This is a genomic window from Paenibacillus sp. FSL H7-0331, assembly GCF_001956045.1.
Genome location: NZ_MRTH01000016.1, coordinates 181664 through 192601 on the forward strand (window position 1 = coordinate 181664; position 10938 = coordinate 192601).

General features: G+C 44.5%; 10 protein-coding genes and 1 pseudogene. 7 read left to right on the forward strand and 4 right to left on the reverse strand.

Annotated elements, in window-relative coordinates; genetic code table 11:
• Positions 1 to 49: 49 nt before the first annotated feature.
• Positions 50 to 1429: an NADP-specific glutamate dehydrogenase gene (gene gdhA / locus BK127_RS23285; protein ID WP_076233914.1), complete on the reverse strand. Its 1380-nt coding sequence runs from the start codon at positions 1427 to 1429 to the stop codon at positions 50 to 52.
• A 681-nt stretch (positions 1430 to 2110) separates the two neighbouring features.
• Between gdhA and desA the strand changes: the two genes are divergently transcribed.
• A complete protein-coding gene (desA, locus tag BK127_RS23290) occupies positions 2111 to 3133 on the forward strand; it encodes a Delta(5) desaturase DesA (protein WP_076233915.1) in 1023 nt (340 codons plus the stop codon).
• An 89-nt stretch (positions 3134 to 3222) separates the two neighbouring features.
• Here the strand turns inward: desA and BK127_RS23295 are convergent, their stop codons facing one another.
• Both BK127_RS23295 and cidR read right to left on the reverse strand, forming a co-directional pair.
• Positions 3223 to 4683 carry an alpha-amylase gene (locus BK127_RS23295; protein ID WP_076233916.1) on the reverse strand — a complete coding sequence of 487 codons (1461 nt, stop codon included), beginning with the start codon at positions 4681 to 4683 and terminating at the stop codon, positions 3223 to 3225.
• 120 nt (positions 4684 to 4803) lie between these two features.
• The gene (gene cidR, locus BK127_RS23300) at positions 4804 to 5682 is read right to left on the reverse strand and encodes a cidABC operon transcriptional activator CidR (RefSeq protein WP_076233917.1); all 879 of its coding nucleotides are present in this window, start codon (positions 5680 to 5682) and stop codon (positions 4804 to 4806) included.
• A 145-nt stretch (positions 5683 to 5827) separates the two neighbouring features.
• On the opposite strand from cidR, the gene BK127_RS23305 reads away from it, so the two are divergent.
• The 5 genes from BK127_RS23305 to BK127_RS23330 all read left to right on the forward strand — a co-directional run bounded on the left by BK127_RS23305 (position 5828) and on the right by BK127_RS23330 (position 9447).
• The gene (locus tag BK127_RS23305) at positions 5828 to 6196 is read left to right on the forward strand and encodes a CidA/LrgA family protein (RefSeq protein WP_076233918.1); all 369 of its coding nucleotides are present in this window, start codon (positions 5828 to 5830) and stop codon (positions 6194 to 6196) included.
• A 5-nt stretch (positions 6197 to 6201) separates the two neighbouring features.
• The gene (locus tag BK127_RS23310) at positions 6202 to 6879 is read left to right on the forward strand and encodes an LrgB family protein (RefSeq protein ID WP_179097579.1); all 678 of its coding nucleotides are present in this window, start codon (positions 6202 to 6204) and stop codon (positions 6877 to 6879) included.
• Positions 6880 to 7442: 563 nt separating this feature from the next.
• Complete coding sequence (locus tag BK127_RS23320) at positions 7443 to 7637, forward strand: hypothetical protein (RefSeq protein ID WP_076233921.1); 195 nt, start codon at positions 7443 to 7445, stop codon at positions 7635 to 7637.
• Positions 7637 to 8257 (forward strand): hypothetical protein, encoded by a 621-nt coding sequence (locus BK127_RS43835; RefSeq protein ID WP_076233922.1) that lies wholly within the window; start codon positions 7637 to 7639, stop codon positions 8255 to 8257. Before BK127_RS23320 ends, BK127_RS43835 begins: the two co-directional genes overlap by 1 nt.
• Positions 8254 to 9447 (forward strand): winged helix-turn-helix domain-containing protein, encoded by a 1194-nt coding sequence (locus BK127_RS23330; protein WP_076233923.1) that lies wholly within the window; start codon positions 8254 to 8256, stop codon positions 9445 to 9447. Before BK127_RS43835 ends, BK127_RS23330 begins: the two co-directional genes overlap by 4 nt.
• A 124-nt stretch (positions 9448 to 9571) precedes the next feature.
• Here BK127_RS23330 and BK127_RS23335 read toward each other — a convergent pair.
• Positions 9572 to 9853: pseudogene (locus tag BK127_RS23335) on the reverse strand (hypothetical protein); the annotation flags it as partial.
• 377 nt (positions 9854 to 10230) lie between these two features.
• On the opposite strand from BK127_RS23335, the gene BK127_RS23340 reads away from it, so the two are divergent.
• Positions 10231 to 10734 (forward strand): DinB family protein, encoded by a 504-nt coding sequence (locus BK127_RS23340; RefSeq protein ID WP_076233924.1) that lies wholly within the window; start codon positions 10231 to 10233, stop codon positions 10732 to 10734.
• The last annotated feature ends 204 nt before the right edge of the window (positions 10735 to 10938 follow it).

Sequence of the window (10938 nt, forward strand, 5' to 3'; positions counted from 1 at the left end):
TATGGGTTTGTCCTTGTTTTGTATGTGTAGCAGCAACAGACGCTATGAATTAAATAATACCTTGTGCAATCATTGTGTCTGCAACTTTAATGAATCCGGCGATATTAGCACCAACAACGAGGTTGCCGGGATATCCGTATTCTTCAGATGCTTCTACGGAATTTTTGTAAATGTTCTTCATGATCATATGAAGCTTGTCATCCACTTCGTGGAAGCTCCATGAATATCTCATACTGTTTTGCGCCATTTCAAGTGCAGATACCGCTACGCCGCCAGCATTGGCCGCTTTAGCAGGTCCGAACAGCACATCAGCTTCCAGGAATACGTCGATCGCTTCAAGTGTACAAGGCATGTTGGCACCTTCACCAATCGCTTTAACACCGTTGGCAACCATCAATTTCGCTGCAGCTTCGTCAATTTCATTTTGCGTGGCAGAAGGAAGGGCGATATCACACGCGATGGACCAAATATTTTGACAGCCTTCAAAGTAAGAAGCTGTTGGGTGCTCCAGTACATAGTCGGAGATACGCTTTCTCTCGACTTCTTTCAATCTGCGAACGGTATCAAGCTTAATGCCGTCCTTATCGTAGATATATCCATTGGAATCGCTGCAAGCTACAACCTTGGCACCTAATTGCGTAGCTTTTTGGATTGCATAAATCGCTACGTTACCGGAACCGGAAACGACAACTGTGCTATCTTCAAAGCTTAAGCCCTTGGAGTTCAACATTTCATTAACAAAGTATACCGCACCGTATCCGGTAGCTTCTGTACGAGCCAGGCTGCCTCCATAAGTAAGGCCTTTTCCTGTAAGAACACCCGCTTCATTGCCGCCGCGAATCCGTTTGTATTGTCCAAACAGAAAGCCAATTTCCCGGCCGCCTACACCAATATCTCCTGCAGGTACGTCGGTGTCAGGTCCGATATATTTGTTCAGCTCTGTCATAAAGCTTTGGGTAAAACGCATAACTTCGCCGTCAGATTTACCTTTGGGATCAAAGTCGGAACCGCCCTTACCACCACCAATGGGCTGACCGGTCAAGGAGTTTTTGAAGGTTTGCTCAAAGCCGAGGAATTTGATAATGCTGGCATTAACGGAGGGGTGAAATCTCAGTCCACCTTTGAAAGGTCCAATTGCACTGTTAAATTGTACGCGGAAGCCACGGTTTACTTGTACTTTACCTTTGTCATCTACCCAAGGTACGCGGAAAGAAATCATGCGCTCCGGCTCGACGATTCTTTCGAGCACACCATGTTCCATATATTTCGGATGCTTAGCGATGACAGGAATGAGGGATTCGAGAATTTCTTTAACCGCTTGATGAAATTCGCTCTCATTAGGGTTGCGGCTTACAACAGTTTCAAAGACGCTTTGCACATAATTGCGTGCTGTTACATCAGCTTCGTTCGTGGATTGAACAGTAATCACAGGGTCTAACCACCTTCATCGAGTAATTTCGTATTCCAAAGTCTACAGAATATATTTTCACATAATTTGAGTTCGGCGGCAACAATTATTTACAAAGCGTGTTATGTATGCATGGAACAAACTAACTGATTTTGGCACTCAGATTATTTGAAAAATGCAAAAAACTGCTGAATTAAAGCATACGGGCAGATGATTTCCATAATTACAGGCCGGAGACAAGCTTCTGCAAAATGTGACAAATATTGAACTCTTGAGGTTGGGGGAGTAGGTTCTGACTAATAATTTTGGAGGAATGTATATTGCGCTTATATGCAGTTAGGTTATAATTAAAGATGCTTACTAATGAGATGCCAACTCCGAAGGTCCCCCTCTATGATGGCGATATGCCACTCTAAGATGAAACTCTTTTAACTACCCACATGGTATTGGAATGAAAAGCAACAGAACTTGAAATCGGAAGCAGCAGAATGGGAAAGTCAACGATTGAAGCTTGCAATCCTCAATCATTATGCGTATAATCAAGTTGAAAATGATAATCATTATCAATTGAATTGCGCTTCAGCAATGTACGGCTGTTCGATCCTATAAATAAGAAGTTGAAACTAAAACTGAGCTTCTACGTATACGTCAACAGGTACACATATATCTACCATGGATTCGAAGAGAGGAAGATTTATTACAATGCTCCATAAGGAACAAGGCAGCTGGCGCAAAGACATCGCACCCTACGAAAGATCGCATCTCAAGCACAGTGTGTGGCAACTCCTGAATACCGTTATTCCTTTTTTCATTCTTTGGTATCTTGCCTATTTAAGTTTATCGGTTTCTTATTTTCTTACCATACCGATAACGATCGTTGCAGGCGGTTTTCTCGTACGGATTTTCATTATTTTTCATGACTGCTGCCATAAATCTTTCTTCAAAAATAAACTTGCTAATGAGATAGTCGGAACGATAACAGGGATCTTGACCAGTGTTCCTTTCCGCCAATGGAGACACACCCACTCCGTACATCATGCGACCAGTGGTAATCTGGATAAGCGGGGTACGGGAGATATTTGGACGATGACCGTGGATGAGTATTTGGCTGCCTCGTTATTGAAGCGGATCATTTATCGTATATACCGCAATCCGTTCGTGATTCTTGGTATCGGTCCAACTTACATTTTTCTGATAGATTATCGCTTTAACCGTAGAAATATTAACATGAAGGAACGAATCAACACTTATATAACCAACATCGGTATATTCGGTTCAGCATTTCTATTGTGCTGGACACTGGGCTGGGAAGCATTCCTGCTCATACAGGTTCCGATTTTTCTGGTTTCCGGTACAGCCGGTATCTGGATGTTCTACGTTCAGCATCAGTTCGAGGAAACCTACTTTGAGAATAACGACAAATGGGATTACGTAAAAGCGGCTATGCAAGGAAGCTCTTTTTATAATCTACCCAAAGTGCTGCATTGGATCACCGGAAATATCGGCTTCCATCATATTCATCATTTGAGTCCGCGTGTGCCAAACTACTATCTGGAAAAGGTTCATAATGTGAATCCGGTATTGCGGGATGTCGAGACGATTACACTGCGCACAAGCCTGCAGTTGCTTCGCTTCCGAATCTGGGATGAGCGGGATAAAAAGTTTATCACCTTCAAGGACATTAAACATCTGGCTATCAGTCGAAAAGTAGCAGAGGAAATGTAATCATACAGCCATTATTGCTCTTATAACGATTATAGATATGAAAAAGGCACCCATCGGGTGCCTTTTTCATATTGGCTGCATCCGATGAATTAACCCTCGTCAGCAAGCGCCCATACCGAGACACTGCCTCCATTAACCGGGAAGCTGGCAAATCCATCCGCTCCGATCGTGATTTTATCATTTCGGGTGTTAGTGAAGTCAATCCATACTTGACCTGCACGCTCGGGTCCGACACACATTCGTTTCTCGCCGTTGTCCCCGTTGGAGATGACCACAGCACAGCCTGAGCGCTCAATATCCGGCACGCCTCGGCGCACCCAGCCAATAGTATTCGGATGATCGAAATAGTCCTCCTGGTCGCCGTATGCTTTATGGTAGCGGGTATACAGCAGGGGATCGATGGCGGCTTTTTTGCTTGCAATCGATGGTTCACCGCCAATGCCATAATAATCACCGTAAAATACACACGGATAACCGTCCTTACGAAGCAGGATGATCGCGTAAGCGCTTTGCTTAAACCAGTCACCCACCCACGATTCCAGTGCCTGACCCGGTTGTGAGTCATGGTTATCGACGAATGTGACCGCATTTTGTGGATGTGTAGCCACCAAGGAGTTTTTAAAAATCGTAGTCAGATTAAAGGCCTTGCCAGCTTGTGCAGCTTCATTAAAATTATAATGGAGACATACATCGAATAAGGATAGCTTGCATTCTACCGTATCCATAAATTCCTGACATGCGCCAGGATCCGAATTCCAGAACTCACCCACTATGTAAAAGTCGTCACCGCGTGCCTTCATGATTTGGGTCACAAAATCCTTAATAAACTCGCGGCTAATATGTTTAATCGCATCGAGCCGGAATCCGTTGCATTGCAGTGTACTAGCCAGCCATTGGCCCCACTTGATCATTTCTTCCTTGACCTTCGCATGGTTGTAGTCGATATTCGCGAACATTAAATAATCATAATTTCCGTAGGCATCGTCCACGTGCTCGTTCCACTTTTTATTTTCACCGAGAATCCGGAAAATTCCACTTTTATTTTGTTTGGCATCAAAGTCGGTTCCATTAAAATGCTCAAAGGTCCATTTGAAATCGGAATATTGATTGCCGCGGCCGGGAAAAGTGAATTTGGTCCAGCCTTCGATATCAAAGGGCTGGGAAATTTCCTCAGTCCGATTATCGCCGTCAACCTGAATCACTTTAAAAACTTCCTTTTCGTCAGCACCGGCTTTATGGTTCATCACAAGATCGACGTATACAGCAACACCGTGCTCCTGGCATGCTTTGATCGCTGCTTCAAGCTCTGCTTTTGACCCGTATTTGGTACGGACCGTACCCTTTTGATCAAATTCCCCCAGATCGTATAAATCGTACACACTGTATCCCGTATCCTCGACTGATTGGCCTTTGGTGACGGGTGGAATCCATACGGAATCGATCCCTCTTTCCTTCAATTCCGGGGCCAGCTTGGCCAAGTTGTTCCAATGGTTTCCGTCGGATGCCAAGTGCCACTCAAAAAATTGCATCATTGTGTGATTGCGTTCCATCCAGGTTTCCTCCCTAAGCTACGTACATATCGATAAATCGATCTTTTAAGAGATTACCCATCCGGTTGTCCAGATAAACACGATACATCCAATGAATCGAACTTCTTCTATGAGTGGTACTTAAAAAAGACTTTGGGTGAATCGAATCCATTCCCGTGCGGCTAAAGAGAGGTAGCTGTTTTTGCGCCAAATCATCACCAAATGCCAAGGAATGGAGGGTTCAATCAAGGGGATCGCTTTGACGTGGGCAGGATCAAGCCTTTTGCAGATGGTTTCTGGTAACAAGGCAATACCGAGATTGGCCGCGGTCATCTCATGAATAAAATCCCACTGCGAGCTTTCATACAGCACATGAGGGTGGAAGCCACTGCGGACACATTCAGCGATGATCTGATCATGCAGGGCAAAGTCCTTATGGAAAAGGATGAATGTTTCCTTGGACAGTTCCGAGAGAGCAACCTCACTACGCTGTGCGAGCCGATGGGAAGGATGGACGATCAGCTTCAAATTTTCCTGAATAATCAAGTGGGAATCGAACAGCTCCTCGTTCGTCGGCAGCAGCACGACACCCATATCGAGATGGCCGTTAGCAATTTCAATCTGCAGCTTCTTGGAGCCCTCTTCGACCATTTCTATCGTCACGCCCGGGTAAAGCTCGCGAAAACGGCTCATCACTTGAGGGAAAAAGCTTGATCCGACCATAGGCGGCAGTCCGATACGAATATGGCCTTTATGTAAATTCGTCAGGTCACTCAGCTCTGATGTCAGGTTTTTGAACGAGCTTACGATATGCTGAGCCTGAGAGAGTATCGCTTGCCCCGCATCTGTTAATTCGACGCTCTTGCCGACTCGGGAAAAGAGGATCAGGCCGAGCTCTTCCTCCAGGCTTTTGATCATCTTGCTCAATGTGGGTTGTGTAATATGCAGTGCCTGGGCGGCTTTGGTGAAGCTGTTGTACCGAGCCAGTTCCAGCACATACTGCAGCTGCCTGATATCCATCGATGTATTCTCCTAACTATAGATAAATGGAATGATAACAATTCGATATATTCATTTTACCAATGCTAGATGCTGAAGTACACTTTATAAGTACGGTGAATCGAGACATATTCACAGCACTTTTTGATGGAAGGATGAATTCACAATGAACAAGCTCCTGAAAAGTGTGCTTCAGATTGCTTTTTTTATGCTGGTTTCGATAGCTATGAATCAACTGGTAGTGCTGATGCATTGGCCGATTCCCGGCAGTATTTTGGGGATTGTGGTCGTTTTTATAGGTTTGCAAACGAAGCTGATCAAGCTGGAGTGGATTGATGCAGGCGCGAGCTGGCTGTTGGCAGAGATGCTGCTTTTTTTCATTCCACCTGCCGTCAGTCTGATTCAATATGAAGATCTGATCATGTCCAGCGGATTGCGGATTCTGCTCGTTATGCTGGTTAGCTCCATAGCGGTTATGGCAGGGGCAGGCTTCCTGGCACAATGGATGGTCAAAGACAAGAGGAGAAACCCATGATGCTTATACTGGCGCTAGGATGTCTGATCATAACGATAGCTGTATACGGATTGTCCAAACGGCTGTATCGCGCTGTTCCCAAAGTGTATTTGTCACCGATCCTGCTCACTCCGACTGTTGTTATGATTGTGCTGCTGCTCACAGGGGTTCCTTACGAAACGTATCATATCGGAACTGAATGGCTGAGTGAGATGATCGGACCTGCGACAGTAGCCATGGCGGTACCGCTGTACAAGCATTTAGCGATACTTAAAAAACATGCGCTAACGATTATGGTAAGTGTCTGCTTTGGTTCGAGCCTGGCTATTGTATCCTCGGTATGGCTGGCCAAGGAGCTGCATCTTCAGAATCAAATTATCGACAGTCTGGCTCTGCGCTCCACGACGACACCTATAGCAATGGCTATGACGGAGATGCTGGGTGGTACACCGGCAATCACGGCGATATTCGTCTTGATGACAGGCTTGTTTGGCATGATCGTGGGGCCGCTAATCATCCGGCTATGTCGGATTGAGCATGAGATTGCTCGTGGTGTGCTTTTCGGGACAAGCGCACACACGGCAGGTACGTCCAAAGCGTTCGAATTCAGTGTGGTCTCCGGCTCCATCTCCAGTGTAGCGATGATTGTGACAGCCTTCTTTACACTCGGCACTGCGCCCTTGGTATTGTTATGGCTGCTGTGACACCTAATTTGAAAATAACAAAAACAAACATACGTTCCTGAATTTGTGATATCATAGAAGGGTATAAGTTCACTCGGAGGAGGCGTTCGCTATACAATTGCTATGGTGTGCAAATTGCAGCTATGCTCATGATGCTGAACTATGGAAGGTGAAAGGATATAAGTATGGCTCGTGTCCGAAATGTGGTCAGAGTGAATACCGATACGCCAACAATTGGATAGTCCTCGCTGATTTGAACGGCTGGTTATTACCGATTAACGGAAATAAATACGAGGTTCGTCAATTAAATCTCGATTTCAATGAGTAAAGTGTAAGCGTATAGTTTGAAGACTTTAACAATTGCCGAGATGATCTGATAGTTGTATTCCCTAACGGCTTTTTTTATTCAATTAGGGGCAAAGCCGCGTAGATACTCAATTCTCTAAGGATGTTTGGATATACATCGTCATACTGTTACATACATCTTTCTATACATCTCGTTTAAAGAAATTTCATAGTTGTTATAGCTTAATGAGGATGTATAATCGGATGTATAGTTGTTGATCTTGGAAGGGGAATTAGTTATGTCTTTGGAAAGTTGGAAACTTGCTGGTGAGGAAAATCGGAAACAGAATGAGTTTGTCAAAGCACACATTCAGGAAAATTTCGGAGATACCCCTACTCCTGTTCTAGCTACATCAGAAGCTTTAAACGCATACCATAAATCATTAGGGTTCGTCTTTAAAGCTGATGAGGAAACATTTATTTTGCCGGAATAGTGATAAATGCCCAGAAGCAGTTCCTATTCAGGGAGGCTGCTAGGAGTAGGAAAGAGCCAACTAGCTATAACAGATTCGGAAACTGCCCAATTGACCCTATTCAAATTCGTCCAAATACCGGCTCAATCAGCGATTTTACTTCTGTGGAACAATGGCAAAAAAAACAGCTCTGTTCGCATCATTTGCTGAAGAGCTGTTTTTTGTTTTTCTCGGGATTGCTTCGAATATCTACCCAAGTCACTGAAAAAGAGGGCTGGACATCTGAACAAAATAAAGATTTTTGTACATATGTCCAGCTGGGCGTTGAGCTAACTGGCAGTTATTTTTCAATAGCTCTTGTTTTTATGCTCGAGACAATGGTAACATTTAACAGGAACATGTGTTTGTTTTTTTGTATTTTCCAACGGATAGGGGGAATAGGCGTGGTTGAAATCATTGAAAAAGAGCAATTTTCGGTTATTGGAAATTTAGGAAAGGGGTTTGCTAATGAAGCTCCCCAATGGATACCATCATTATGGAAAGAAGCAAATAGTAACTTTATTGAGATAAGCAACCTCGCCATCCATCATCATGTGCAAGCTACTCCCGTTTGTTTCGTTAAGGAGCCGATGTGTACATGATCCAATTGACGAACCGCCAGGCACGGCAATTTCTGCTATTGAAGCACGGGCTGTTGGGCGAATATCAATTTACCGGAAAGCAGGGAGTATTGGATTTTGTGCGGCAGGTCGGCTGTATTCAATACGATCCCATCGATGTTTGCGGAAAAAACGCCGAACTGGTGTTGCAGTCACGAATCAAAGGTTTTACCAAGAACATGCTCGCCGAGTTGCTGTATCAAGATAGAAGCTTTGTCGATTATCCCGACAAGAATTTGGCCATTATTCCTGTCGAGGACTGGCCGTATTTTGAGCGGTACAGGCAGGCCGCCCGACAACATGCCAAGCGCTATCCCGAAATGGAAGCGTTGATAGAGCAAGTACGGGCTCACATCCAAAATCACGGTGCGCTAAGTTCGGATGATCTAAAATTGGATGGAAATTTCACTTGGCAATCGGCCATCCACTGGAGCAGCGGAAACAATTCATCCCGGTCGGTGCTGGAGCAGATGTACTCGACAGGCGAGTTGATTATACATCACAAAAAAGGAACGCGTAAATATTACGATATCGCCGGGAAGTACATACAGCCAAATCTGCTGAATGCACCGGAGCCGCTGGAGGGCGAGCATGAGCATCACAAGTGGCGGGTACTGCGTCGAATCGGCGCTGTTGGCCTTTTATGGAATCGCGCATCCGATGCCTGGCTGAACATATGGGGATTGAAAGCGGAGCAGCGCAACGAGGTTTTCCGCCAACTGTTGTACGAAGCTCGCATTGTTGCTGTTGCCGTGGAACAATTGAAGGATATACTGTACTGCCGCGCGGAGGACTTTCCGCTTATTGAAGCCGTTCTGCAAAATCCGGCGCCGAAATGGCGCTGCGAGCTGATCGCCCCACTAGATAATTTCATATGGGACAGAAAACTGATCAACGTATTGTTTGGATTCGATTACACCTGGGAGATTTACACGCCTGCAATCAAACGGAAATTCGGCTATTATGTGTTGCCTCTAATATACGGAGAAAGCCTCATCGGACGAGCCGAGGTAATCGCGGAGCGAAAAGCCGGGACGCTCGTTGTTAAAAACATCTGGTACGAGAACGACATAAAGCCAACAAAGCAATTGCGAACAGCCTTGAACAATTGCTTTCAAAATTTTGCATTATTCAACGGATGCGAGACGATTTCGACAGAGTCTATGAACTAATATTTCCAGTTCCCCGGTAACATTTGCCAACAAGTTTCCGCGTACGAAACAGGTAAGCCGACCGCTTCCGGTAGCGCCGTTGTATGTGTACATGAGCTTCTAGTGGGGGGTTCAAGCGCGGGGGCTAAACTAAACCAGCTAATTTTTGGTCTGTATCTTGGAAATCTGATTTGCTTTTTAGTAATGCATAAATCCAATGTAAAAGCTTATTAACACAAGCGATGATGGCTACCCTGAAGGGTTTACCTTCATTTCGTTTCTTATTGTAAAATTCTCTTAATCTTTTATTTCGTGGGATAATTTCTTCTGTCGTTTTCTTTTTACGAGCATCACGTATCCCGCATACTACTGCCATATATAAGGCGTGTCTTAGAAGTCTGCGTAAACCGCGGGCTCTTTTAGTTATCGGACAATGTCCGATTGACGACGATTATGTTTCTAATCATAACAAGGGATCAAGTAGTGAGAGCTCATCTTGTTGCTGAAGGGCCAAGAAATAGGTGTATAGGTCTGAGCAATTTAACCATGTTATAAGCCGTTATAAACTAATAAGCCTAAGTTTTTATTGGATTAGTCCACGTGTGCCGTTAAGCTAACAGGCTAGCGTAAACAAAATGATCAAAAGTATTAACCATACGTAGTTAATTACATTTCGGGATTAGCGCAATGATTTTCGGAGCTTCGTTTGGTTAACGGGGTAGTTTAAGTAAATGTAAATATTTACTTGCGAACTAGTGTTCGGTATAATAAACTTGATTCCATTACAAAAAGGAGATGTTGGATATGTATAAACACATTAAAGATTTTGCCGCAACTTGGCAGAATGAAACGGAAGCAACAATGCGGACACTGGAGATGCTGACCGACGAGTCTCTTGGCCAACAGATAACAAGCGATCATAGAACGCTTGGACGTGTTGCATGGCACCTTGTACAGACATTGCACGAAATGCCATCTCGGACGGGACTGTCTTTCGAAGGACCGGGCGAAGATATGCCGGTACCAGCTTCGGCAGCAGACATCGCGTCAGTCTATAAGAGGACCTCACAAGCGCTCCTTGATGCTATACAGTCCAGTTGGAAAGATGAGAATCTGCTTATCATGAGCGATATGTATGGTGATCAATGGCCAAACGGCTTAATGCTGGATATTCTCGTAAAGCATGAGATTCATCATCGTGGTCAGATGACAGTCCTGATGCGTCAGGCAGGCCTTTGTGTGCCGGATCTTTACGGCCCGACAAAAGAGCAGTGGGCCGAGTACGGAGCGCTACCTCCAGTAATTTAGAGTAAGATTATATCCGCTTTGGCCGTTTGGCTATAGTGGGATTTATAAGTATTTTATCATAGGATTGAAAGTGGTGGCTTGAATCATAGACAAGAGGATACCATCGGACTGAAACTGTTGATTCTATTGAACTCCCATGAAAATTAAATCCGGTAAAAACCTCAAAAAGACAATAATAAATTAGACCTAGCCAAATGATTTTTT

Bases quoted from the DNA above. Each gene is read 5' to 3' on its own strand.
- desA (WP_076233915.1), top strand. From the start codon at position 2,111: ATGCTCCATAAGGAACAAGGCAGCTGGCGCAAAGACATCGCACCCTAC.
- BK127_RS23295 (WP_076233916.1), bottom strand. From the start codon at position 4,683: ATGGAACGCAATCACACAATGATGCAATTTTTTGAGTGGCACTTGGCA.
- cidR (WP_076233917.1), bottom strand. From the start codon at position 5,682: ATGGATATCAGGCAGCTGCAGTATGTGCTGGAACTGGCTCGGTACAAC.
- BK127_RS23305 (WP_076233918.1), top strand. From the start codon at position 5,828: ATGAACAAGCTCCTGAAAAGTGTGCTTCAGATTGCTTTTTTTATGCTG.
- BK127_RS23320 (WP_076233921.1), top strand. From the start codon at position 7,443: ATGTCTTTGGAAAGTTGGAAACTTGCTGGTGAGGAAAATCGGAAACAG.
- BK127_RS23330 (WP_076233923.1), top strand. From the start codon at position 8,254: ATGATCCAATTGACGAACCGCCAGGCACGGCAATTTCTGCTATTGAAG.
- BK127_RS23340 (WP_076233924.1), top strand. From the start codon at position 10,231: ATGTATAAACACATTAAAGATTTTGCCGCAACTTGGCAGAATGAAACG.